Source organism: Salinimicrobium tongyeongense, from assembly GCF_026109735.1.
In the GTDB taxonomy this organism is placed as follows: domain Bacteria; phylum Bacteroidota; class Bacteroidia; order Flavobacteriales; family Flavobacteriaceae; genus Salinimicrobium; species Salinimicrobium tongyeongense.
Window position 1 is genome coordinate 1,269,263 of sequence record NZ_CP069620.1, and the last position, 25,764, is coordinate 1,295,026.

Here is a 25,764-nt window from a genome sequence, read left to right on the forward strand (position 1 = left end):
TTGAATTAAGAAAATTCCTTATCAAAAATTAAAGATAAGTCTTACAGGCAATAATAAATGCTTAAAACGCAACCTTATAATTCCTTTAACACGATTCCCGGCCCTGCAGGAGATTTGAAAGGCCCTAAAAACAAAAAAGCCCTTCCCAAAAAAGGGAAAAGCTTCTCATTGGTTTACTTCTAAACCCAGGTAAGTCAAAGACTTACCACAAACAACACAACTAACGTTTACTGCGAAAAAAAGCTCCCCGTATTTGAGGAGCTTCTTTGCAATTTGCGGTCTGGACGAGACAGAACAGTATTTCATTAACCAAGTCATTCCCAACCAATTACAAGCAAAACCATAGAAAGGGTCCCTTTATTGTAATAAAAATCCACTAATTCTAAGGTTTAACAGTGATTTCTTTTATTAAATCTACAATTTTCTGTGTACTGAATTGAGTCTTAAAATTGATTTTAACATTCCCACCAAAAAACTTCTCTGCATGTTTTATTTTTTGCTTCTCTTCATCTCTCAGGCGATCTTTTCCAGAAACATCTTTAGTTTCAATTATAAAATGTAGCTTTTTTTCACCATTGTTTAGATGGAGGACATAGGCAAAATCGGGGGAGTAACTTTTTCCCCCAGCTACAGGAATTTTAATGGAATTTTTGGGAATCTTAGTGAAGACTACTACTTCTTCAATTGGAGATTCAATATTTTCCTTTTCTAGTTCAGAGTCATAATATAATTCGTCGAAAAAGTAGTCTTTATTAACAGGCAAATCAGAATATTTCACTCCAACATCTGAGGCGGAAATTTCTTTTAAAACCTCTCCTTCACTATTAGTAATTTTTGTCGGGTGAATAGTATTTGAAACTTTCATATACTCAATGCTGAACTTATCTACGGCATTGTACATCAAGAAATTATTAAAGTTTTGTTTTATAAGTCTTACTGTGGAATTATTCAGATACTTATTAATCTCAATTTCCGAAGCAATTAAAGCCTCATGAATAGTCTTAATGTTGAGATTTGTTGATCCTGCCAATTCCAATAAAAACTCACTATAATCCATAGTTGAAATAGGTGTAATATCTTCATCAAGGATAGAAATTTCATCTGATGAAATTGCTTGGTCATCTTTTATTTCAATTTTAGATCTACGCTCTCTTATTCCTTCTACAGAAAAATTTGCTTTCTGTTCTATAAAAAATTCCGTCAACAGTTTTTTAAATTGAGACTCTTCATGAAATTTATACTCCAAAATCACTTTTTCATTGAGTTTTTCCCACAACTCCTTTAAGTCCTGATATTTTTCTGTTCTAATTTTCAGTCTCTTGTTTGATTCCGTAGATTTTCTAATTTTATTCGAACCTACTCCTTGAAAGATTAAGGGATATTTGTTTTTTATATATATAAATCCTCCCTCTTTAAATTTATTTGTTCTTGTTACAACATTATCTTGGTCAAGTAAATCCAGTAGTTCATCTTCACTAGTCTCATACAAATCACAGATTTTTTTTATCATTTCACCAGAAAGTTTCTCTGGTACTTCTTCTGCGGATATTGCTCCAGATTTATAATTGATTTCATTAACAAGATGATCAATAAAATCGCTTTCTGTAAAGTCTACAAAATAGTTAAGAAAGAATTGCTCATCCTTTACCCTATTACCATATTCATTTACTGGTAAACGTAAACCTCGTCCTACTTCTTGCAATTTTGAGATCTCGCTTCCACTACTTCTTAATTTACAAATCTGAAATACATTAGGATTATCCCAACCTTCTCTTAAGGTCCACTTTGAGAATATAAATCGTCTTGGATTACCCAAATCAAGCATGGCTTGTTTGTTATGCAAAATTTCATCCACCTGCTGGCTTATATCATCTTCTTTGTTTGAATCCTTCCCTTTTTTATCTACCGCAAAATATCCTCCATGAGTTCGAGAAATAGCCTTTAAAGATTTTTCTAAATAGCTCCTATAGAACAAGTTTTTTTCATCCTTTAGTAAGTGCCTTATTTCAGCTTCCACTAATCGTTCTAAAGTCTTTTTAATATATCCATCTTCCTTCCTATATTCTTCTATATTATCTATGAAAAACAGAGTTAGAGGCTTTATCTTAACATCTCTCGTCAATAGCGCTTTCTCTATTAGGAAATGATTCTTCACAGCCTTCTGAATCATTGTCTCCTGTACAGTTTGTGCATAGGAATAAGGGTTTATTTTATCACCCTTTTTCATTTCTAGACCATTTGATAATTCCACTTTACTCTTGCTAAGATTCTCAATTATCAAATCGATCATTTCGGAATGAACTTTTTGAAGGCTTTCTTTCCTACTTAATTTCACCCTTTGTTTTTTACCATTTTCTATTAATTCAAAAGTAGCTTCTTTACCATCAGTATTTATTAACCTTACCAATGCATTTTTCCCACTTTCAAACTCTGTAATGTGACCTATAACACCTTTAACCAAGTTATTATTGAAAGAGTCCACTGCAGACAGTGTGTAAATAAGATTTTCATATTCCTGAAAAGTTGCCCCATATCTAAGAATAAATTGAGGTCCCATTTTTTGAATATTTCCCCACGTCTTATTGACTTGGGAAAATTTGTGAGGTTCATCAATAATTACAAAAGGCTTAACGGCAGATATTCCTTTAAATGGTACGGTATATTCATCGAAGAGACCCTTATCATAACTCTTCTGCATCGTATCAGAATTAATCATACCAGTATTAATTATCATTACCTGGATTTTTGAGTGTTCAAAGTCACCAGAAGAAACGAAGGAACTAACGGCAGGAGGCATATTTGATTTTCTCTTTTGAGATCCTTTAATACTCTCGACCTTATGCAATCTTATAGTTTTTCCATATTGCTCTTTAAAATGTTGACGAGAAGTGTCAGATTTTATGAAATCTATGGCCCCTGCTTTTATGGATAAAGTTGGAACTACAACTATAAATTTGAAAATCCCGAAATGTTTGTTCATTTCAAAAATTGTCTTGACATAGGTATAGGTTTTTCCTGTACCTGTCTCCATCATAATGTCTAAAATATTACTCTGACCACTTGGCAGTTCTTTAATCCCATTGTGACCCTGAATTAACCTTAGGTTTTCACTATATCTCATTCCCGTTTTATGATTGAAAACAGGATTGATGAAATTTTTATTTACTCCTGAAGATTTCTGTATCTCTAGATGATTAAAAACAGCTAGAGTACTTTCTACTGCCTGAGTCTGATGCTGAAGATTCTTTTCAAAATTAAATCCCTTCATTTTAATACCTGATTATGAAGTCAATATCAATATTCTTCTTATTAGAATAAGTCTTTATATTTTCCGCGATCTCTCGTAGATTTTTACTTTCGAAGTGATAACCAAAAGCAACAATTGAGGTAGGATTAAATTTTTTATTAGTGTCAATTTCTTCAAGCAAAGCTTTTAAATTAATGGTTTTAAATCCTTTATTAACTAAGTACAATCTTTTTTCCGTAAAGTAGGAAATGTAATTCCCTAACAAGATTTCCTCCAGTTCATTTGTTAATGCAATTCCATCATATGTTTTCCATGTTGTAAGCAATGCTTTTAAATCCTCATCAACTAATTTTTTTTCATCAAATAATTTCGTTTGAGCTTCTAGTTTCTCTGCTTTCAAATTGTAGTCCTCCCAAACAGGAAAAGTTTCAAAAATTTTTAGCCCTAAATCCATTTCAGACAAATCTCTTGCCTTGCTTTCTGGAATTTCAACGGTATGCTTCTTACCACAGAATTCACATAATTCTTTTTTTGAACTTGAAGGCTTATCCACATTCTCTTTTTCTATCCTTTTTGCTGACCTGATCAACCTTTCTTTGGTAATATCAAATATTGTCGGTGTTTTTACACTCAGTTTATTTTTAGCAAAATCGTATGCTGCCTTATCTTTCTTTGGGTCAATAATTTCTGGTAGTTGCACTAAAATATATTTTCTATTTCCACCATCATTTGCATTTAACTCCATTACTGCATCTCCAGTAGTTCCTGATCCTGCAAAAAAATCTAAAACAATAAAGTCTTTATCTGGTATTAAACTAATTATATATTTAATTAAATTCCTGTTTTTAGGATTACTGAAGACCCCACTAACTCCTAAAAGATCGGCTAATTGGGTGGTTCCATCATTAGTGGAAAACTTTAATATGCTTCTACTATTTGTGGTATCATCATATGTAACATAAAATTTTCCATCTATAGACTCAACATTTTCTGAAGGAATAAAATTTCTTTTATTTACAGTATATCCGTTTTTAGTTTTTTTGATAATAATCTTTGCGCTATCCTTTGTGAATTTTGGCAACTCCCATGTCCATGCTCCCAACTTTCCACGAACCTTTGGAGGTCTGATTTTAATATAACCTCTTTCTAAAAGATCAATATTATCTTCATAAACTTCTTCCTCATTATTCGAAGTCTTGGCTAATTCAATATTATAATCTTGAATTCCCTGAAAATCTTTTGTTTCAGGATTATAATAAACAGTGTAGCCTAAATTATGTCGCTTATTCAATGTACCTCCGTCTCCTCTAGTAGTAATAGGATCTTTAATTTCAAAAAACTTGTCTTCTTCTTTGAAAACTTCTTTTGTGACAACTTTTTTTCTTTCTAATGATGCTTTAATATCTGTTGCTGATATATATTGTGTTTCTTTCCTATAACAGATCAAATATTCATGGTTCTTTTGAACATTAGTAGTATCATTTTTAGAATTAAGTTTATTATGAACAATTTGAGCAATAAAATTTTCCTCACCAAAAACAGTATCCATTAACACGCGAAGTTGGGCAACTTCATTATCATCAATAGATACAAAAATGACCCCATCCTCATCCAATAATTGTCTTGCAATGTATAAACGAGGATACATAAAAGTTAACCATGCAGAATGAGAGTTACTATTGCTCTGAGTAAAATCTAATATCCTCTTGGCTTTTTCTTCATCAATACCAGCCAATTCTTTTAATTCATCTACTGTAAACTTTCGGTTATCTTTATAAACAAAACCATCACTCCCAGTATTATAGGGGGGATCAATATATATTAGTCTAATAGCTTCATTATAGGCATTTGATAAGTGTTTTAGTACCTCAAGATTATCTCCCTTAATTAATAAATTCTGAGAATCCTTATTGCCCTCTTTATTATTAAAGGCTTCATCCTCTTTCAATAACGTGGTTGGATCGTTAGTAGCTAAAATCTGAGCATAGGATTTCCCCAGCCAATCTAGAGTGTAACTTTCCACTGAAAAGTCTACTTCATTCTCTGCAATTTCTTGTTTAAACTTTTCAATATCGAAAGTTCCAGTTTTGGTAAAACATTGTCCGAAATATTTTTTCAGGATTTCAATATTATTTGGGATTGATTCTGTTAGGTTAGATCTATTCTCTTCGTTGCCCATAATTATAAATTATCTCAGTTTTAAAGGTACTACACTTCTCTAAAGCGCCAATTTAAAGTTCATATTAACCTTGAATTGTAGTAGGAGTTCATTTACAAATTAAAGAGTTATTACCTTCTCTTACTAATAATTTTGCGAAATTGCCGCCTATATTTTTTCAGAGAATGACTTCAAAAAGCCCCGTAGAAATACCCATAAAAAAATACATTTCAGAAGAGAAGGAATTTATTTTAGCCTTTATTGAAGAAAACAGAAGAGTTCTTCTTAATGCTAGTCCAGGTAGTGGTAAAACTACCTTCTTTGCCAATCTCTGTATCACCCACCTACAAAATAAAAAAAAAGGAAGAATAATTTTCTGTAGCCCTTACCTAATCATTCAAGGCCAATTCAAAAGAGCATTAGAAAAGAAAAATATCAATGTTGATCTTGAATTAAATGCAGCCTCTAGAAGAAAGCAACTTCTCCCTCAAGATAAAATTATTACTACCACATACAAAAGCTTAAGATTAATTGAAGAGGATCTCCACTCCAATGATTTATTAATAATTGATGAAGCGCACTCACTCCTTTATAGTTATAAAAAGGAAGGCAAGAGAGACTTTTTTGTAAAAGCAATTCAATCTCTATATAAAACTTCAGCTAAAATGGTCTTAATGACAGGCACTCCTTACCACGGCATTACGAAGTTACTTTCCCTTTCGGAACTGAGAGTTGTAAGAAGTGAAATAAAAGCCAGAGTTAAAGTTGATTATTCAAACACAAAATATTTGGCGGTAGCTTTGTCTTTTGCGGAGAACTGTCTTATGCAATACGGTAAGGAAAAATTAAATGTGATATACATAAGAAACACTAAAAAATGTGATTCCATAAAAAGTGCTATTGAGGATAATTTCAAGTGCAAAGCTTTTGTATTGACATCTAAGAGAAAACAAACAGCAGTTTATAAAACTCTAGAAAAAGAATCTTTTATTCAAAAAGATTACCAATTTTTAATTACTACCAATGTCATTAGCACTGGCGCCAATATACTCAATGACAATATTGGAAAGGCTTTAATGATAGATGAGTTCAATCCAACAGAAATAAAACAATTCTCTAAAAGGTTCCGCAAGAAACCTGATATAGAAATTGAAATTGTAAACAAAAATTATCTTAAGAATGAAAGACCTGTAGAAGAGGTTAGACAGGAATTAATAGAGGAAAGAAATCATCAAAGGTTTTTCTATCAGAGACTTTTAGATGCTATAAAAATTTTTTACACAGGGGAGGAAAACTTATTCAAGTTTGACAGAAATTTTCATAATGAAACCTTTATTGGATCTCCAGTTCAGTTGTTAGAAAGCACAATAGAAAGATTGGTTATTCAGGAAGCTTATTTTGTAGAGCAAATATCCTACACCTTCAATACCCCAATAGAATTGGTAAAGGCATTAAATAAACATGATGATGTAACCTCAGTTCTAACTGAATCCATAGATGACAACCCCCAACAAATAGATGACGGAATTTATAAACAATTGGATGAATTAAAGTACCAGTCTATTGTTTCAGATTTTATTGTGCGTCAGGATAATTATTTTCAAGCTCTCCTTCACTATTTCACCTCAATTAAGGATGCTTATGAAAAATGGAAGTTAGAAGATTTCTTGAAAGCTAGAAGAAATATTCAGAATATTAAAAAGAAAGATCTTGACAAAGAAATTTTAGAAATAATTTCACAGTTTGATTTTATTTCCCGAATACTATATCCTTTATACACGGTAGATGAATTTATACAAGACATTCCAAAGAGTCTCTACTTGAAATAGACACGATAAAATCTGACAGTTAAGGATTATATTTAAAGAGTTGAAACAAAAAACATTAACCCTTAAAACTGTCAGAATGAATACAGAAGCAAAGGTAATTAAATCTAAAGTAGGTTTATTACAGTTAGCAGAACAATTAGGAAACGTGTCCCAGGCTTGTAAACTCTTTGGTTATAGCAGGGATAGTTTTTACCGCTTTAAAGAACTTTATGACCAGGGAGGTGAGTTAGCACTACGAGAGCTCAATAGAAGAAGGCCAAATCTTAAGAATAGGATTGAAGAAGAAACAGAAAAAGCAGCAATCCAGATTGCTTTTGATTATCCTGCTTTTGGACAACTTCGCGCTTCCAATGAACTCAAAAAGAAAGGAATTTTTATCTCACCAGCAGGTGTTCGATGTGTATGGTTACGCAATGATCTGGAGACTTTTAAAAAAAGGCTGAAGTACTTAGAAGCCAGAATGGCCCAGGATGGACTGGTGTTGACTGATGCTCAACTAAATGCCTTGGAGAAAGCGAAAGAAGAAAAGAAAGCCCATGGAGAAATAGAAACCCACCACCCCGGCTATCTTGGAGCTCAGGATACCTATTATGTAGGAACCATCAAAGGAGTTGGAAGAATCTATCAGCAAACATTCATTGACACGTATTGCAAAGTAGCCCATGCTAAACTTTATGATCGTAAAAATGCTCTTGTAGCTGCTGATATGCTAAATGATCGGGTGTTACCCTTCTACGAAGAGCAAGACCTGCGACTTTTAAGAATATTAAGCGATAGAGGCACAGAATTCTGTGGCCATAGAGAGCACCACGAATATCAACTTTACCTGGCTATCGAGGATATAGATCATACAAAGACCAAGGCTAAAAGCCCGCAAACCAACGGAATCTGTGAACGCTTCCACAGGACGATTCAGGATGAGTTTTACGCCATTACCTTTAGGAAAAAGATCTACACCTCCATAGAGGAGATACAAGCTGATCTGGATGATTGGTTAAACTACTATAACAATGAAAGAACCCACTCCGGAAAACATTGTTTTGGAAAAACTCCGATGCAAACTTTGCTCGACAGCAAACATTTGGCTGATGAAAAAATGCTGGATTTACAATCGGAAAAACTCGTACCTTTATTAAAGGCAGGTAAAGCGGAAACAGGCTCTGGTGGAGACCAACCTGTCAGGAATAACTTGCCTGACGACTGGAATGGTCAAGGGGCTCCAAACGAGCCCCTAAATCAGGTTTATTCCAAAAGTCAAAATGCCTAAAAAAACTCTTAACTGTCAGACGAGATCGGAGCTATTACACTCTACTTTATAAAAACCACTCCCACTAATAAAAGAAAATCCACTTTAATATCTCTTCATATTAATGATCTCTTTAGACGTTACCTGGAACTAGATTATCACCAATATCCTTTACACCCCCCTTCATTAAAAAGAAAAAAAAATATTAACCCGTTAACTCTAAGGGAAGATGCAGTTACTTCCTCCACCCTTAATCTTGTCATCAAAACATACTCCTTTTTAACCTCCTATGACTATATTAATTATGAGGTTTTAAATAAATACCTCCTCGATGCTGAGCTTAAATTTCCGCTAAAATCAAGTTTTATTTTAGATGAAATAGAAATTGAATTACCATCAAAAGAGGTTATTAATTATAAAAAGAACTTGCTAATAGGCCTTGTAAATGGCCTTTTTTATATCAATCCTAATCAGAAGTATAGAACGGATCCTAAAGGAAATAGAAAAGCTACATATATGTTTGAACTAAATTTGCCAGATATTAATGAAGCTAAAACAAAACTTCAGAAGAAAGAAAGAAAAGTTATTCATGACCAACAAGAAAAATTGGATTTTCAATTAGCTACTCGACGGTTCAGTTATCCAAAATTGAATCCATCCCCTAGATTTATCACTTCTAAAGACTTAATACTCCATAAACTTTTGGATGATGAATATTACTATTTAATAGAGGATATAGAAAATTAGAATCTTCATGCAGATTTATCCCCTATATGTTATATATAGAAATTTCTCTAAATGAGATAAATCTGCACAGATTCTTGCAATTGCACGTTTTCAGTGGTTTTGATTATTAGGAGTAAACCATCTCAAAAGGACACTATCCCGTAAAGTGTGTAAGTTTAAATAAAGGGGTTTGACTTTTTATCTAAAGTTGAACCCTTTCTTCGTATATAGTCAAGAACTGATTGAGGACGATTCCCCAGTTTCTAATAGGCACTGACCATTTTTTGGTTGCTTCCCTCAGAGCCAAATATACAGATTTCATTACAGCATCATCGGTTGGGAAGGATAATTTGTTTTTAGTGTACTTTCTGATCTTCCCGTTCAGATTCTCAATAAGATTGGTGGTATAAATAATTCGTCTGATCTCCAGCGGGAATTCATAAAAGACGGTAAGGTCTTCCCAGTTGTCTCTCCAGCTTTTTATTGCATAAGAATATTTGGAGTTCCATTTGTTAGCAAAATCCTCTAGAGCAGCTTCTGCGGCTTGTTTAGTAGGTGCATCATAAATGAGCTTCATGTCTTTGGTAAAGGCTTTTTTATCTTTCCAAACTACATATCTACAGGCATTTCTGATCTGGTGCACTACACAAATTTGGGTTTTAGACTGTGGAAAAACATTTTTGATGGTATCGGTAAATCCATTGAGGTTATCGGTAGCAGTGATTAAAATGTCCTCAACTCCCCGAGCTTTCATATCTGTCAATACGCTCATCCAGAAGGCTGCAGATTCATTCTTTCCAAGCCAAAGACCAAGAACTTCCTTTTTACCATCTCTTTTGAGACCTACAGCTATATAAATCGTCTTGTTGACTACTTTGGAGTTCTCTCGTACTTTAAAGACGATTCCGTCCATCCAGACAATCAAATAAACGGGCTCTAAAGGACGATTTTGCCAGGCAACGATATCATTGCTGATTCGGTCTGTAATTCGGGAGATAGTAGAAGTAGAGACATCAAAGCCATACACCTCAGAGATTTGTTCTTCAATATCACTATTGCTCATTCCCTTGGCATACAGCGATACAATGACATTTTCGATGCCATCAATCATGTTCTGCCGCTTGGGAACGATCATAGGATTAAAGGATCCATCCCGGTCCCGGGGAACCTTTACAGTGTCTTCACCAAAAGAACTCCGAACCTTCTTTTTAGTATAGCCATTCCTGGTATTTCCAGATCCAGACTTCTGGTGCTTATCATAATCCAAATGGCCATCCAGTTCACCTTCAAGCATTTTCTCCAATCCACGTTTTTGAAGTTGCTTGAGAAAACTACTAAGTTCTTCTCCTGATTTAAACTGTTTTAAAAACTCATCATCGAATAGATCTTCTTTTTTCATTACTGTGTAAATATTAGTGCCTGGAATTTGCAGGCAAGGTTAAAAAAATATGGGCGTTCGCAAACCCCCATATTTTCTACTTACACATTTTTTGAGATAGTCCCCTCAAAAGCTTGGTTATCCAAAATACAGCATAAACTCCTTTTTTCTTATTATTATATAGCTCTTTCAATCATCCAATATTTCAAAATGATAATAGAAATATGCTCGCCCTCCTACAATAAAAACAGTAGTGAGATTAGACGTAACCTTAACTGCCTCAACCACAACTTCTTCTCCCTCCTTTAAATGCCCGATATTTTGCTTTACAAGCACTTTAAAAGGACAGAATAGGAGTTTCAGCAGGTTGTTCCAAGTCACTATATATAATGCAGTAGGCGAGCTATATTTCAAAATTTCTGCTAATTGCTTCTCATTCATTTTTACTCAAAACAGCTATAATATTAATTATGAAGGAACCAGTTTCTAGCCCCACTTTGAAGGGAATTAACGAGGTTGTTGGTTAACTCGTATGCATTTACAGATCTTTCAAAATTGTTATCAATGTAGGAGCTCTTGTTAGCTTCCGTGAAGAGATTATACAGCCTCCACAGATTAATAGAACCATCATCACTCCGCTTAAAATTTGGGCAGGAATAATAATTCTTTACAACTGTATTGATCTGTCCATCATTTAAGCTTACTGGAAATAATCTTTTCTGCTCAGATTTATCCATAAACTGGAACATTCTAAGCTTGCCAATAAAATGAGCAAATTGCTCCTCTGTGAGGAGGTACCTGCTCATCCTCTCCATTAATCCTAAATGATGCTCTCGGTCGTATTGTTGTAACAAGTCCTCTACAGCAAATGAGAGCTGGTTAACATCAGTAACTTTAATCTGATCAGCCAATCCATCCGTACTTATACAGAGGTTGGTACAAACCATATTTTTGAAGCCAATGAAAACTTTGAACTTCTCAGGACTTTTTTTACTGAATAGGTTCTCTTGGTTATAAGCTCTCACACCTCCAATGGTCAAGGCAAGCCTATTACCATTTACATTTTCTACTACCTCAGGTATCTCCATCACAAAAGCACACCTTTCATAATAAAGAGTTTTTTCATGCTCTAGTAATTCCTTTGCAGGTTTTCCTATAGCAGAAGGAATTCTCCCCTTTATTAAATGGGAGATCCTTATGTCTGGTTCAGATACTTGAAATTCTGGGAAAAGATCCTGTGCTATCTCCCTGGTCTTTTGCACAAACTGATAATGACTGATTGTACTTTCATTATCCTTGGCAAATACAGGAATTATACAGTCTTTCCTCAAATGTTCAAGAGTTACTTGTTTTGTATTTGCTTCAATAAAATTTCTGTTCGTATTTGATACTATTTCTTCCCCACCTACTATTTGATTTTGTAGGGGGCTATTCACTACTAACTCCATTTTCTATAATTTTTGATTGTTCAACTTTTCTTTCTTCTATTACCTGAGAATTAGCATTCTCTATTACTGTTTTCCTCTGCATAATCAGCGGGTATATTTCCTTTGACAAAGCAGGATACTTCTCATAGATGTGCTTAAGACCACCTAAATGATGACAGTTTGAAATTTCTTTTTTCACTTTTTCAAGTGATACACCTTCTGTACACCATGTCTTTAGTTTTTTACCTGTTGAAGCATTTATGATGAATTCAGGTTTATCCATAAAAAGCCCTGTTCTGTCCTTAGATGCGTTCACGAGATGGTTATCATTGATTAGCTCAAAATTGACTGTTAATTCATATTCATAGCCTTCTCTTGTAATTTCTTTGGTACCCAGCTTCATTACCTTAGTCTTACCGTTCATATCCCTATCCAAGGAGTAATCTACCTTTCTCCTAGTGGTTGTGATAATATGTGCATTGGATTGTAAGAGAGCATCTACAAAAGAATTATGATGTGGAGTAACCTTAGCCCAGTCTTGAAATCTGCCGCCTAGTTGCTCATGCATTTCCAAGCAACCACCTTTCCCACTCCATTCGTGTGAAATAGAATCAATGATAATTACCTCCATGGTTGCAGCTTCGCAGACTTTAATTGCTTCTATATATCGCTGTGGAGAATATGGTTCTTCAAGAGTTAGAACATTAAAACCTCCTAAGTGAGAATAGAGGCTGGCAGAATTATTTTCAGTATCAATAACAGCTACTTTTCCCCAGTCTTGAGTTATACCGTAGGCAAGTAGTAGAGCTGAATATGTCTTCCCATAACCACTGGGTCCACTTAAGCCAATTCGCAGTTTAACTTGGCTTCTTTGCGCTTGTTGTAGTTTCATATATTCGATTAGATTATTTATTGTCATTGAATTAATTAGTTAGGATCAATGACAGGATTAGACATAAAAAAAGGGCTCCTATTTCTAGAAACCCTCTTTTCTTAATTAGATCACTCTTTAAATGACCGATTCAATTTCTTCTACATTTTTAGAGATAATTTCCTCCCTTTCGTTTTCTTCAGCATCCTTTTCATCAGTAAAATATCTGTTCCTGGATGTATGAGTGCTAATTTCTCCTGTAGATGGATCTGCATATTCGTAAGGTTCAACTTCAACCCTTTTAATCAGACCAGGCATTTTAGTACCTATTAGTTCTTTACAAGTCCTTTCATCAAAAGTGCTTGACACTAGAGCCGTTTTAGCTGTAAAGTATACATTGTTAGTCTCTTTACTTTTTACTGCTTCTAAACCTCCTTGCACAACCAGAGAATGAAAGGTTTTACCATCCTCATTTTCAAATGATTTAAAATCCACAATTGTTACCATGGTAATTTCAATTTTTAGAATTATACATTAATTTTTGAGGACATTCCCTCAAGATCTAAGGGGAGTCGGTTGACCTTTAGGTTTTAAAAAGTAAAAAGCCATTCCTTAAAAAACTACGGGAGCTTCTAAGCAATGGCTGAGGAATCTTTGGGCGGTGCGGGGGGTATGCCCAATTTAAAAATCTAAGGGGTAGGTATTATAGATTAAAGCACTCTTTCACTGAAAATTTTAAAAATTTAAAAATTTATAATCCATCGAAACTTTGTATTTTATTCAATTCATTAATGGCTGGGTACAATCGGTTAAAGAGTAAGCCATAATTAATTTCGTTGTTAAAAATTACCATCTCCTTTGGGTAAAGACTAATACAAGTAATTGTCGATGAGTTGGTTCTATATCTAATTAAAGTTCCATTAGATGTTCCGTACTTTTGGCTTACTCCATAAATTTTGGAGAGTCCGTTATGAAGGTGTTCACTGTAGTCACTTTTTACAAATATTAGTTTATTATTGAGAAAAATTAGGTGAACATCTGAGAGAATCAGATCTTTTGTGATTCTGACAAATTCACGCACAAGAGTGTAGTGTGTATTTGGTTCATTTTCTATTGAAATTTTAGGATGTACAATTCGATTCACCTCTTGAACTGTCATCCCCAATTGAAGGCTTCCGAATCCTTTTAATAACTTTTCTTGAGAAGAAACTAGAGAAGTTACAAGAATTAAGCTTAAAGTAATAAGGTATTTCATAATTGGATTTTTTTCAGTTAAAGAACCTTCTTTATCGTATTATCCGAGAATTTCATTCCTAAAATTTGGGCAGTAGAATTAGGATTTATTTCAAGAAATTTCCAGATTTTACCATTATCTAAGGAGATTCCTAAAATTTTGTCTCCAGTAGTATGTTTTTCCATTCCATACTCCATATCAAGAAAAATTTCAACCGTATAAATCAATTTATTCCCCTCATTGACTTTGTGAACAATTTCACCTACCCTAGTACTGTATGTCACATTATTCTCCCTCGCCATTGCTTTGAGCCGCTTTACAGGTTCATTAAAGAGACTAATTACCATTTCCTTACTATAATTATTTCCATGTTGATTTTTCAGATAAGTGAAGGTGTCTGAGTAAATAAATTCCAAAACTTTTTCTGGATTTGAATCTTCACCATGCAAGGCATGATTGTATTCTCCTAATTGAGTCTTTAGATTTTTTTCAACATTAGATGGTATTTTAGCAGATGCATGGGAAAGTTGTCCTATCTCAGGATTTGTAGAACCATTCTGTTGACATGAGGTAATGAATAAAAGAAGAGCTGCCAAATAAATCACATTTTTCATAAGAGTTATGGTTTTGGTTAGTAAAAATTAAAGTCTATTTCTTTTTAGAAGAGTCAAATGCATATCCAATTAAACCCAGAATAAAAGTTCCGACCATTACATAGGACATTCTTTTTATATCTGTTTCTATCCATGAACAACTTGTGAAAAAGGACATACTTGAACTGAACATTAAAATTTTGTACTTCATTATTAAAAAAATTAAAAGTTAAAAATAGGCAAATATGCCTATAAAGTTGTGTTGATCCTCCACGAATTTTAACCCGTGGAATATTTAAGTGAAAAGGATTTTCTATTAGCATTTGGTAAAAATTTGCGCAGAATAAGAAGAGCTCAGGGTTTTACACAAGCACAACTAGCCAATGATATTGGCGTAGAAATCTCCCAAATCAGTAGAATTGAGAGAGGAATAATAAATACATCTGTAGGGAATGTAAATGCTATCTCTTCAGCTTTACGTGTAGATATTAAGGACCTATTTGATCTTTCTTAATCCACTAAAAATCTATAATAATGTTCCCCTTCCCCATCCAGAGAAGGCTCAATAACATCTATAATTTCTATTTTTTCTTGGTAGGGTATTCTTATTGTAGTTGGGAATTTTCCGTCTCTGGTGACACATAGAAATATAGTATCCTCCCCAGCAGATCCCTTTAAAAATTCTGAGGTAACCTGCTGAATCCTTAAAACATATAAATCCTTTCCCTCGGGGGTCTCAGTTATTATCTGCACTTCTGATTCTGAAAATGTAATTGTGCGGTTAATATCCTCAATTATTCCAGAAGGTAAGTGTTGTGTATAAGGTGAAGTATAAGTTTGGGAGACACATATTATAGGAAGCATTAAAAGTAACAGAGGCAATTTCATAGCTTACTGTATTTCAAGAGAAAGATATTAAATTTTTAAATAATTTTAAAAATAAATAGATTTTTATAGCTCTATTACAAAAACAGTATATTGTGGATGCTAAATTTTTAGATAATATCAAATGGCAAAAAAGAAAAAAAAGATTGAATTCTTTCAGCTCTCCCTAGTGAAAATGAGTGGTAAAAAAAGCTCTGTAGCTTTTCAGGATTTACTTACTTCTCCAGAAGTAGTAAACAGACCAATTAGCTTTAAAGGAAAAGACTTAGAATTAAAGATTTTCATAAGCAATAGCCACTACGTTCTTGGCATGTTGGAAACAAGTCGGAGCAGCAATCTTCCTCCTAAGAAGGATACAGTAGCCAAAAAGATGTCAAAATTAGGTTTAAAAAATGAGGAAGGATTAGCCTATGGAAATGTTTTTCTTTATGACATTAAACGCCAAATATTCATGTACGAAAGCAATAAATTTGGAAGTTATTTAGATCATTTTGTTACCTACATCTATTCGGCTTTAAAAGAAAGCCAGAGCAAGTACTACAAAGCATTTAGAATAAAGTTAGATGTCGTATTGACTTCTAATGAGTATCAGCGAATTCTTAATTTTGACTTTCACAAATCAGTTGAGGTTCAAATTGCTCAGCCAAGTAAAATGATGAAGGATATTAGTCATAAGAATGGGGCTCTTTACAATGTGTGTAAATCAGGAAAAGAATTAGAGTCTGGTCGCGTCTTTGCCAAGTTTGAGGTTGAAGCAAAACGTACCGCCAAAAGCTTATCCTCTAAAACTATAAGAGAAGTTTTGCAGGACGTCAGTTCATTACTTAAAAAAAGATCAGGTGAAAATGTTCAAAAAGTAACAGTTACAGGGTATGAAAATGACCTTAAAAAACTAAAAAAACTAGACCTTATAGCAAATCGTTATTATCAAGAAATGACATTAGATGAACCACGGGAGAATCATGATCTATTAGAGAAGCAAAGAACCGATGAAATGAAGAGAATTTACAAAGATTGCCAAAATGATCTGAAAGAAATTTTTGGATAATATAACATGAACAAAACTTTGGGATATTGGTTAGAAATTTTGGCAACCTATGGTTTAGGAATTGCAGCATTTGCTTTTAGTATTTTGTTTTGGGAAAATTTAAAATTCTTAGATGATGCCACTTTTCTAGACAAGGTAATTTCTATTTCCTCAACCCTTTTTGGGTTTTTACTAGCAGTCTTAGCCTTGATTATACAAAGTAACAGCTCTACGATTGAAGGAATGAAACAGCACGGTAGTTTCGTAAGATTAATTCGTCTCAACAAAATGACAGTTACCTTAGCCATTATCACTAGCTTCTACTCTCTGATTCTTCTGTTAGGTCTTGAAATTATTCGGGAAAAAAGTTGTGAAGTACTTATTTTCATGACTTCAGTAAATCTTGGATTATTTACCATGGTACTTGCCAATACGCTCCTATTCACTTTGGTATTCTATAGGATAATTATGTCAGATTACCAATAACTTACAGAAGGAGACATCCTGCCTGGAGAGACAGGATGCTCTATTTAATTACCACTAGGAAACATTTACCACTATATAAGTTTGTTTGCCAGTTTTGACATTTCTTCATCAACCTTTTCTTCTAAAATTGCGCCATAGTGAGCTTGTGTTATTCCAATTCTGGAATGCCCTAAAAGCTTACTGACAATTTCCATTGGCACATCATTTAGAAGCAGCACAGTGGTCGCAAAAGTCTTTCTGGCTATATGGTGAGTCAGATTGATTCTGATCCTACACAGAACAGCTATTTCCTTGAGGTAAGCATTGAAGTGAGCATTAGATCTGACAGGTAAAACCTTATCCTCCTTCAATTGCCCTTTATACTTATCCAGTAGTTTCTGAGCCACAGGAAGTAGAGGAATGGATATAGATTTTCCAGTTTTCTGCCTTTTCATCTTTATCCAGTCTCTACCGTCTTTACCTTTTAGTATATGACTACTCCGAAGATTACTCATTTCCTTAAAAGCTAAACCTGTGTAACAGCAGAATACAAAGCAGTCTCTTACCTCTTCTAACCTCTTATTCCCTAACTCTTTATTTTGTAGCTGGGAAAGTTCAGTCTTGGTAAGATAAACTACCTCCTTTTTAGCTGGCTTAGGTTTATGCATCAGAAAAGGGTTTTTATCTAAATAATCTTGAGCCACAGCGAAATTGATCATCTTCTTAAATCTCTGAAGAGTTTTATTTATGGTACTTTGCTGCATCTCCTTTTCTGTCTTGAGGTAGTATTCAAAGTCCTTAATAAACTGGTATTTCAGCTTTTCAAGCTTCATGTCTCTCTGTTGAAATTTCCATTTAATAAATGCCTGAAGATGAGTTTTTGTATTCTCAAATTTTTGCCATGAAACTTCCTTAATATCCTTTCCTATCAACTTCTTATAGTAGTCATTATGCTCATCATAAGCAGAAATTACACCTAATTCCTGTTTAGTCTCCTCTCCTTTGAACTTTTTGTAGATATCATCTACATCAAAGGAATTTTGATGAATTTGGAGCATTAAAAAAGCCTGACCAAGTTGTTGCTTAATCAGGCTCATTTGTTTGTTCACATATTCTGAATTTTCTGCCTTCTTCAGAACCTTTTGTTTTTCTCTATCCCAATAATCAGGGTTGATATACAGTCCTGTAGAGAATTGCTTTCGTGATTTTTCATAGGTAATTCTGCAAATGACAGGAGTTAAACCTGCCTTATTAAGCTTTTGCTTCTTGATTAAAAATAATGTTTTCATATGTAGTTGGTTTTAAAGGTTATTATATATTTTACAGGTATTTAAATCAAATGAGACCTATACATGAGCTGGTACAAAATTCTAGGAGCATTGGCTGCCGTCGCAACAATTCTTACGCTTCTCTTTACTTTTTTTAATGAACCCAACCCTGTTGAAGGGATTCAGATAAATGATGAAGTAGAAATCTCTGGAGGTAATTTTGCAGCAAGAGATAATATTTTCTATTATACAAGCACAAATACAGATAATTCAGAATATATCAAGCTTCTCCAACATCGGTTTAAGGCAATAGAAGATAATTTACCTAAACATTATGATCATGCTGATGTGCAGAGCTTTTTGGTTAAATTAAAAGATCTTCATGAGCAGCATATCAAAGCTTTAAAACAAGAGGAAATGATTTTAGCTCATGAAATCTTAGGTCAAATTAGTCGCCTGTCTTTTGATTTGGAAGTTGAGGAAAGAATTTTAAAAGAAAAGAAAGCGCAACAAGAGGAAGGATATGAAATCAAATATGAAAGAGGACAACCTGTCCCCGTTACTAACGACTTGATAGGTTTTTTAATTAATGAGTATGCACATGGAGAATTTAAGCCTCATTCACGGTACGAACCTATGCCCTCTCCATATCAAAAAGCCTATAACAAGGGATTTACCTCTCATAGCTTTTTAATGAATTAATTCCTTGAAAGGGTCCCTTTTAATTTGTACAGGGGTCCCTTAAAAGGTCCCTTTTTTTAGATATACTTTGATAAAATAAGAGATGTAGGAAGAAAGAAATGAAATAGGCATAAAACAAAAAAGCCCTTCCCAAAAAAGGGAAAAGCTTCTCATTGGTTTACTTCTAAACCCAGGTAAGTCAAAGACTTACCACAAACAACACAACTAACGTTTACTGCGAAAAAAAGCTCCCCGTATTTGAGGAGCTTCTTTGCAATTTGCGGTCTGGACGAGACTCGAACTCGCGACCCCCTGCGTGACAGGCAGGTATTCTAACCAACTGAACTACCAGACCGTTGCTTTATTGCGAGGGCAAATATACAGCACATTTTCAATTCCACAAACGTTTTTTAAAATATTTTGAAAGTATTTTTCTGGGCTCAAACAAACTTCTGTCGCTCAACCAAATAGGTGAGCAAAATTTTTTCAAAACTCTCATTTATATCAGCCTCTACATACTTGATCCCGTATTGGGCGCACTTCAGCTTAAGTCGGTTAAAATAGCCTTTCACCTCTTCAAAATAGCTATCTTTCACATTATCAGCATAAAGGTCAATTTTCTCTCCGGTTTCCACATCTGTGAAACGATGCGGCTCTTCGCCAAAATTAAAATCAAATTCCTTCTGCTTATCCAAAACATGAAATAAAACCAGCTCATGCTTGTTATATTTGAGATGCCTCAAGGCTTCAAACAGCTTCTCTTCCTCCACCTCATCCTGGAACATGTCAGAAAAGAAAAATATCAGGGACCGCCTTTTCAATTTCTCGGCGATTTGGTGAAGATAGGTGTAGGTAGAGGTTCTGTTTTTACTTTTTGGGCGGCCAAGGGCCTCTTCCAGCACGTGCAGCAACATACGGCGGTGCCTGTCACCCCCTTTTTCAGGTGCGTAATATTCATAGGTATCGCTGTAAATACTGAGCCCTACGGAATCCCGCTGCTTTTTGAGGATTTGCATGAGGCAGGCCGAAGCAAGGGCGGTAAAACCAATTTTATTGAGGTCCTGGAGGCTCTGACGGCTTTTTCCAGGAAAATGCATCGAAGCAGAATTGTCAATGATCAAATGACACCTCAGGTTGGTCTCTTCTTCATAGCGGCGGGTAAAGAGCTTATCGGTCTTTGCAAACAGCTTCCAGTCGATGTGCCTGGTACTTTCGCCCGGGTTGTAAACCTTGTGTTCGGCAAATTCTGAAGAATAGCCGTGAAAAGGGCTTTTATGAAGCCCCGAAATGAACCCCTCCACCACCTGCCTGGCCAGCAACTCAAGATTCACAAATTTACCCGAATGATGTAACTCCTGCTCTAACTGCATTTCCTGAAATTTATTCCCAAGGTACAGAATTTAAGGCATAAAAAAATCCGGGAAAAAACCCCGGATCTCTTTATATCTAAACACGACAGGTACTATAAAAGCTGATCGAGTGCTTCGGCATAAGTGTTCTTAGGTGCAACCCCTACCTGTCTTCCCACTACTTCTCCATTTTTGAAGATCAAAACAGTAGGAATGTTACGCACGCCATACTTAGCAGCAAACTCCTGGTTGGCATCTACGTCAAGCTTTCCAACTACTGCTTTTCCTTCATATTCCTTGCTTATATCGTCAATGATAGGACCTACCATTCTACATGGGCCGCACCATGCTGCCCAAAAATCTACCATTACAGGTTTGTCGCTCTTTAGTACTTTCTCTTCAAAAGTAGCATCAGTTATTTCTAAAGCCATATTTCTCGTTTTAGTTCATTGTTCTACTATAGACAAAAATAGTCAAAATAATAAGGAATCCTTACATTAAGAAAATCAGATTTACCTATCTGCTCATTGTCACCCCCTATAAAAAGCCATTTCAGACGCTCATAAATGTAGGAAAAAACTTTCATTGATTTCTCCGGTTCAGCCCTTCATCTGGTAATTAAGATCTTAAACGTTTTATCTGAAATCTGAATAACCAGCATTTAAGATTTCATTATCTTTAATACATAAGTAATTAAAAATCAGCGCTTATTCGTATAACTTTACCCTAAAAAACATTGCCATGTCTGCACTCTCTCACCTCTGGAAAGAACAAACGGAAGGCTTTTCATTTGTTCAGAAAATTATCATCGGAACTATCCTGACTTTCATTCTAGCTACAGCTATTTTTGCGCTTTTCCTGGTTTACCTGGAATTAACCAGATAAGCTGAAGCTCAACTGAAGTTTCACCATGCAAACAACACTTTTTTGTGGTAGCAATATTTATAGAATACTCTCCAAAAATGGCATTTTTGGAGAGTATTTTTTCTTTAATTCAGTTTGTAAAGCACCTGTTGCTCTTCCAGTGCATTGAGCAGTTCCTGCGAGATCCTCACTTTCTGCTTACGGCTGGGCATGTGCAGTTTGATCCTTTCCTTCATCTCATACACCACAAAATTCAGGCGGTTATCCCCGCTGTGATTTCTGAAAATATCAAAAAGAGCATCGATCTTATCCTCCTGAAGTTCATCTATATTCAGCTGAATAGTGAGCTTTTTGGCATAATTCTCCATTACATCGTGAAGCAACTGAATATTGTTGAACTGCAACCTAGGGTCGCCTTTTCTGCCGGTTTCCCTGTTCGGAAATCCTTCCCGAATAAACACCTTCGCATGAATAAAGGAATTTGGAACAAGAAAATGCCTGTATTTTAGATATTCTTCCTTGAACATCCTAAACTCGTAAGAGTCTGAATAATCTTCTACAATAAAGCTGGCCCAGCCCTGCCCCTGTTTATTCACTCTATGCTGAACGTCGCTTATCACGCCTCCAAAAGTGAGCTCTTTATTGACTGCTTCCTCCAGGTTCTGGAAATCGGCTAAAACGGCATTACAGAAGTACTTTAATTCGGTCTTAAAGTCATCGAGAGGATGTCCTGAAATATAAATCCCCACAACTTCCCGCTCGCGCTTGAGTTTTTCCATGGTTCCCCATTCTTCACAGGGCGGCACCACGGGTTCGGGAATTTGTACTTCGCTGGTATCCCCAAAAAGGCTTACCTGCGCCGAATTTTCATTCTCCTGGTACTTGGCTGCATACTTCACCACCTTTTCAAGAAAGGTAATGCCATCGCCTTCATCATGGAAGTACTGGGCCCTGTGCGTGTCACCAAAGCTGTCAAAACCTCCGGCCAAAGCCAGGTTCTCAAAAGCCTTTTTATTGGCCGCCCTTAAATCTATTCGTTTGGCCATGTCAAAGATTGAGCGGTAATGCCCCTTCTCTTTCCTGTTCTCAACAATAGTAGCCACAGCCCCTGCGCCCACACCTTTAATAGCCCCCATTCCAAAACGCACCGCGTTCTCTTTATTAACAGAGAATTTGTAATAAGATTCATTCACATCGGGGCCAAGTACATTCAGCTTCATTCGCTTACATTCTTCCATGAAGAAGGTCACCTGCTTAATGTCGTTCATATTATTGGAAAGCACCGCCGCCATATATTCTGCCGGGTAATGGGCTTTTAAATATGCAGTTTGGTACGCGATCCAGGCATAGCAGGTAGAATGCGATTTATTGAAGGCATAAGAGGCAAAGGCTTCCCAGTCTTTCCAGATCTTTTCAAGCACTTCCCGCGGATGCCCGTTTTTCTCCCCCCGTCAAGGAACTTCGGTTTTAGTTCTTCCAGGAGTGAAAATATTTTTTTACCCATGGCTTTCCGAAGAACATCGGCTTCACCTTTGGTAAAGCTGGCGAGCTTTTGCGACAGCAACATCACCTGCTCCTGGTATACCGTGATTCCGTAGGTTTCTTTAAGATATTCCTCCATCGCCGGCAGGTCATAGACAATCTCTTCATCCCCGTGTTTACGCGCAATGAAACTTGGGATATATTCCATAGGCCCGGGCCTGTACAGGGCGTTCATAGCAATAAGATCATCAAAGACCGTAGGTTTGAGATCTTTCATGTGCTTTTGCATGCCCGGAGATTCGTACTGGAAGATCCCCACTGTTTCTCCACGCTGGAAGAGCTCGTAGGTCTTTTCATCGTCCAGCGGAAAACTATCGGGGTCGAGATCAATATCGTGCCGACCTTTAACGATCTTCACGGTATCCTTAATAAGCGTAAGGGTTTTGAGGCCCAGGAAATCCATTTTTAGGAGTCCGGCGCTCTCAACTACCGAGTTGTCAAACTGGGTTACGTAAAGCTCTGAATCTTTAGCAACCGCCACCGGTACGAAATTGGTAATATCGCTGGGTGTAATGATCACCCCGCAGGCATGGATCCCTGTATTTCTAACCGAGCCTTCCAGAATCCTCGCCTGGTTCACCGTTTGCGCCTCCAGGTCGTCTCCTTCAGAAATATTTAAAAGCTCATTGATCTTGTCAACCTCCTCACTCCTGAAATTACTCCTGATGGCCTTCTCATCCATCCCAAAAATCTTACCCAGCTTGGTGTTGGGAATGAGTTTGGCAATCCTGTCGGCTTCATTTAAAGGAAGGTCGAGCACCCGGGCCGTATCCCGAATGGAAGACTTGGCAGCCATGGTACCATAGGTAATGATCTGCGCCACCTGATTTGCCCCGTATTTCTTGATCACGTAATCCATCACCCTGCTTCGGCCTTCATCATCAAAGTCGATATCAATATCGGGCATACTTACACGATCGGGATTCAGGAACCTCTCAAAAAGCAGGTCGTACTTAATAGGATCAATATTGGTAATTCCCAGGCAGTAAGCTACCGCACTACCTGCCGCCGATCCACGTCCCGGCCCTACCGAAACATCCATATTACGGGCTTCCCTGATGAAATCTTCTACAATAAGGAAGTAACCGGGATAACCTGTATTCTCAATTACGGATAACTCAAAATCAAGCCGCTCCTTAATAGATGGTGTGATCTCTCCATACCGGGCCTTTGCTCCTTCATAGGTGATGTGCTTTAAGTAAGCATTCTCCCCTCTCTTCCCGCCATCTTCGGCGTCTTCGGCCACCACAAATTCTTCAGGAATGGTAAAGGCAGGAAGTAAAACATCCCTTGCCAGCTCATAAGGCTCTATTTTATCTACAACTTCCTGGACATTTGAAATAGCTTCCGGCAGGTCTTTAAAAAGCGATTTCATCTCATCACCGCTCTTGAAGTAATATTCGTTATTGGGAAGTCCGTAACGATAGCCTCGGCCTCGGCCAATAGGCGTCGCCTGCTTTTCGCCATCCTTTACACATAGTAAAATATCATGGGCATTGGCATCTTCCTGCTCACAGTAATAGGTATTATTAGTAGCGACCAACTTGACGTCATGTTTCTTCGCCAGTTCTACCAAAACAGGGTTCACCCTGTTCTCGTCTTCCTGGTTATGGCGCATAAGCTCTATATACAGGTCTTCCCCAAACTGCTCCTTCCACCAGAGCAGAGCTTCTTCTGCCTGATTTTCCCCTACATTCAATATTTTCCCAGGCACTTCCCCATAGAGGTTCCCGGTAAGGGCAATCACATCCTCCTTATACTGCATAATTACCTCGCGGTCAATCCGCGGCACGTAATAAAACCCTTCAGTATAGGCAATAGAAGACATTTTGGCCAGGTTGTGGTAACCCTTTTTATTCCTGGCCAGCAGCACCACCTGGTACCCGTTATCCTTCCGGCTCTTGTCTTTGCGGTTCTCACACACAAAGAACTCGCAACCCACAATAGCTTTGAGCTCGCGTGCTGTGGCAGGCTCGTTATTTTCGGCGGCGGCAGCATTTTTAGCTTTTACACCTTTGTTATAGGCGCCAACTTCTTTTACAAAATGAAATGCGCCCATCATATTAGCGTGATCTGTAAGTGCTACGGCCGGCATATTCTGCTTTGCCGCGGCGTTTACGAGATCTTTAATGCTAATGGTAGACTGCAAAATAGAAAACTGGCTGTGGTTATGAAGATGAGAAAAGGCAACTTCATCAAGCTTTTCAAGGTTTTCCTCTATTTCTGCGGAAGAAATTTCAGTCCCTTCTTTCTTCTGAAGCCTTTTCCTAATCTCTTCGGAAGCCTTCTTCAGATTGATGTGCTTTAACCCAATCAGCTGAATTGGCTGCGGATTAGCTTCTGAAAAATTCTCGAAATAATCGGGCTTTACATCCAGTTCTTCCGAAGTAAATACCCTTTTCCTGATGAGCTCCAGGAAACAGCGGGTGGTAGCTTCCACATCGGCAGTTGCATTGTGGGCTTCAGCAAAAGGCTCATGAAAAAGAAATTCATGCAGCTCGGTAAGGGTTGGCAGTTTAAATTTACCTCCCCTACCGCCGGGAATACAGCAAAGCTGGGCAGTAACTTCGGTACAGGTATCAAGCACCGGCAGGCTCGTCAGGTTATTTTCCATCTGCAGCCGATGGAATTCGGCTCCCATGATATTAACATCAAAACCTACATTTTGACCCACCACAAACTTAGAGCGCGAAAGGGCTATATTGAACTTCTCCAACACCTCCTGCAGGCTCACACCCTGCTCTGTTGCTAATTCGGTTGAGATCCCGTGTACCTTTTCGGCATCATAGGGAATATTAAAACCTTCGGGCTGTACCAGATAATCCTGATGTTCAACTACCCTCCCCATGTCATCGTGCAACTGCCAGGCAATTTGTATACAGCGCGGCCAGTTGTCGCTATCGGTAAGCGGGGCATCCCAGCGCTTGGGAAGACCCGTGGTTTCAGTATCAAAAATAAGGTACATAAAATAATA

General features: G+C 36.5%; 19 protein-coding genes, 1 tRNA gene and 2 pseudogenes. 7 read left to right on the forward strand and 15 right to left on the reverse strand.

Translation table 11 applies throughout. From position 1 onward, the window contains the following. Nucleotides 1–382: 382 nt before the first annotated feature. On the reverse strand, nucleotides 383–3,268 hold the full coding sequence (locus JRG66_RS05545) for a type III restriction-modification system endonuclease (RefSeq protein ID WP_265164810.1): 2,886 nt from the start codon (nucleotides 3,266–3,268) through the stop codon (nucleotides 383–385). 1 nt (nucleotide 3,269) lies between these two features. After that, entirely contained in the window at nucleotides 3,270–5,426 is a 2,157-nt protein-coding gene (locus JRG66_RS05550) for a site-specific DNA-methyltransferase (protein WP_265164811.1), read from the reverse strand. 164 nt (nucleotides 5,427–5,590) lie between these two features. Here JRG66_RS05550 and JRG66_RS05555 point away from each other — a divergent pair, with 164 nt between their 5' ends. The 3 genes and pseudogenes from JRG66_RS05555 to JRG66_RS05565 all read left to right on the forward strand — a co-directional run bounded on the left by JRG66_RS05555 (nucleotide 5,591) and on the right by JRG66_RS05565 (nucleotide 9,227). Beyond that, nucleotides 5,591–7,234 (forward strand): DEAD/DEAH box helicase family protein, encoded by a 1,644-nt coding sequence (locus JRG66_RS05555; RefSeq protein WP_265164812.1) that lies wholly within the window; start codon nucleotides 5,591–5,593, stop codon nucleotides 7,232–7,234. A gap of 76 nt (nucleotides 7,235–7,310) precedes the next feature. Next, nucleotides 7,311–8,336 (forward strand): annotated as a pseudogene (locus tag JRG66_RS05560) (IS481 family transposase); the annotation flags it as partial. 570 nt (nucleotides 8,337–8,906) lie between these two features. Further along, nucleotides 8,907–9,227, forward strand: coding sequence for a hypothetical protein (locus JRG66_RS05565; RefSeq protein ID WP_265164814.1), 321 nt, complete (start codon nucleotides 8,907–8,909; stop codon nucleotides 9,225–9,227). A gap of 181 nt (nucleotides 9,228–9,408) precedes the next feature. Here JRG66_RS05565 and JRG66_RS05570 read toward each other — a convergent pair whose 3' ends face one another. The 7 genes from JRG66_RS05570 to JRG66_RS05600 all read right to left on the reverse strand — a co-directional run bounded on the left by JRG66_RS05570 (nucleotide 9,409) and on the right by JRG66_RS05600 (nucleotide 14,730). Further along, nucleotides 9,409–10,605 carry an IS256 family transposase gene (locus JRG66_RS05570; RefSeq protein ID WP_265163636.1) on the reverse strand — a complete coding sequence of 399 codons (1,197 nt, stop codon included), beginning with the start codon at nucleotides 10,603–10,605 and terminating at the stop codon, nucleotides 9,409–9,411. Between the two features lie 168 nt (nucleotides 10,606–10,773). Then, a complete protein-coding gene (locus tag JRG66_RS05575; RefSeq protein ID WP_265164816.1) occupies nucleotides 10,774–11,025 on the reverse strand; it encodes a hypothetical protein in 252 nt (83 codons plus the stop codon). A 23-nt stretch (nucleotides 11,026–11,048) separates the two neighbouring features. Further along, nucleotides 11,049–12,032, reverse strand: a complete 984-nt coding sequence (locus tag JRG66_RS05580; protein ID WP_265164817.1) for a DUF3871 family protein — start codon at nucleotides 12,030–12,032, stop codon at nucleotides 11,049–11,051. Beyond that, nucleotides 12,013–12,903 (reverse strand): AAA family ATPase, encoded by an 891-nt coding sequence (locus JRG66_RS05585; RefSeq protein WP_265164818.1) that lies wholly within the window; start codon nucleotides 12,901–12,903, stop codon nucleotides 12,013–12,015. The genes JRG66_RS05580 and JRG66_RS05585 overlap by 20 nt, the downstream gene beginning before the upstream one ends. Nucleotides 12,904–13,020: 117 nt before the next feature. Continuing rightward, nucleotides 13,021–13,389 carry a hypothetical protein gene (locus JRG66_RS05590; protein WP_265164819.1) on the reverse strand — a complete coding sequence of 123 codons (369 nt, stop codon included), beginning with the start codon at nucleotides 13,387–13,389 and terminating at the stop codon, nucleotides 13,021–13,023. Nucleotides 13,390–13,633: 244 nt separating this feature from the next. Beyond that, a complete protein-coding gene (locus JRG66_RS05595) occupies nucleotides 13,634–14,137 on the reverse strand; it encodes a hypothetical protein (RefSeq protein ID WP_265164821.1) in 504 nt (167 codons plus the stop codon). Nucleotides 14,138–14,154: 17 nt separating this feature from the next. Further along, complete coding sequence (locus JRG66_RS05600) at nucleotides 14,155–14,730, reverse strand: hypothetical protein (protein ID WP_265164822.1); 576 nt, start codon at nucleotides 14,728–14,730, stop codon at nucleotides 14,155–14,157. A gap of 265 nt (nucleotides 14,731–14,995) precedes the next feature. On the opposite strand from JRG66_RS05600, the gene JRG66_RS05605 reads away from it, so the two are divergent. Further along, nucleotides 14,996–15,223, forward strand: a complete 228-nt coding sequence (locus JRG66_RS05605; RefSeq protein ID WP_265164823.1) for a helix-turn-helix domain-containing protein — start codon at nucleotides 14,996–14,998, stop codon at nucleotides 15,221–15,223. On the opposite strand, the gene JRG66_RS05610 is transcribed toward JRG66_RS05605, so the two are convergent. Continuing rightward, nucleotides 15,220–15,597, reverse strand: a complete 378-nt coding sequence (locus tag JRG66_RS05610) for a hypothetical protein (RefSeq protein WP_265164824.1) — start codon at nucleotides 15,595–15,597, stop codon at nucleotides 15,220–15,222. The genes JRG66_RS05605 and JRG66_RS05610 overlap by 4 nt on opposite strands. A 121-nt stretch (nucleotides 15,598–15,718) precedes the next feature. On the opposite strand from JRG66_RS05610, the gene JRG66_RS05615 reads away from it, so the two are divergent. Together JRG66_RS05615 and JRG66_RS05620 are read left to right on the forward strand one after the other, a co-directional pair. Continuing rightward, nucleotides 15,719–16,642 carry a DUF6731 family protein gene (locus JRG66_RS05615; protein WP_265164825.1) on the forward strand — a complete coding sequence of 308 codons (924 nt, stop codon included), beginning with the start codon at nucleotides 15,719–15,721 and terminating at the stop codon, nucleotides 16,640–16,642. Between the two features lie 6 nt (nucleotides 16,643–16,648). Next, a complete protein-coding gene (locus JRG66_RS05620; RefSeq protein ID WP_265164826.1) occupies nucleotides 16,649–17,107 on the forward strand; it encodes a hypothetical protein in 459 nt (152 codons plus the stop codon). Nucleotides 17,108–17,178: 71 nt separating this feature from the next. On the opposite strand, the gene JRG66_RS05625 is transcribed toward JRG66_RS05620, so the two are convergent. Then, nucleotides 17,179–18,375 (reverse strand): site-specific integrase, encoded by a 1,197-nt coding sequence (locus JRG66_RS05625; protein WP_265164827.1) that lies wholly within the window; start codon nucleotides 18,373–18,375, stop codon nucleotides 17,179–17,181. 63 nt (nucleotides 18,376–18,438) lie between these two features. On the opposite strand from JRG66_RS05625, the gene JRG66_RS05630 reads away from it, so the two are divergent. Continuing rightward, the gene (locus JRG66_RS05630; RefSeq protein WP_265164828.1) at nucleotides 18,439–19,056 is read left to right on the forward strand and encodes a hypothetical protein; all 618 of its coding nucleotides are present in this window, start codon (nucleotides 18,439–18,441) and stop codon (nucleotides 19,054–19,056) included. 260 nt (nucleotides 19,057–19,316) lie between these two features. On the opposite strand, the gene JRG66_RS05635 is transcribed toward JRG66_RS05630, so the two are convergent. The 4 genes and pseudogenes from JRG66_RS05635 to dnaE form a co-directional block, all read right to left on the reverse strand. Then, a tRNA-Asp gene (locus JRG66_RS05635) sits at nucleotides 19,317–19,390 on the reverse strand. An 85-nt stretch (nucleotides 19,391–19,475) separates the two neighbouring features. Next, on the reverse strand, nucleotides 19,476–20,405 hold the full coding sequence (locus JRG66_RS05640) for a DUF58 domain-containing protein (RefSeq protein ID WP_265164829.1): 930 nt from the start codon (nucleotides 20,403–20,405) through the stop codon (nucleotides 19,476–19,478). Between the two features lie 92 nt (nucleotides 20,406–20,497). Beyond that, nucleotides 20,498–20,815 carry a thioredoxin gene (gene trxA / locus JRG66_RS05645; protein WP_029034062.1) on the reverse strand — a complete coding sequence of 106 codons (318 nt, stop codon included), beginning with the start codon at nucleotides 20,813–20,815 and terminating at the stop codon, nucleotides 20,498–20,500. Nucleotides 20,816–21,373: 558 nt separating this feature from the next. Then, nucleotides 21,374–25,755: pseudogene (gene dnaE / locus JRG66_RS05650) on the reverse strand (DNA polymerase III subunit alpha). Nucleotides 25,756–25,764 lie beyond the last annotated feature (9 nt).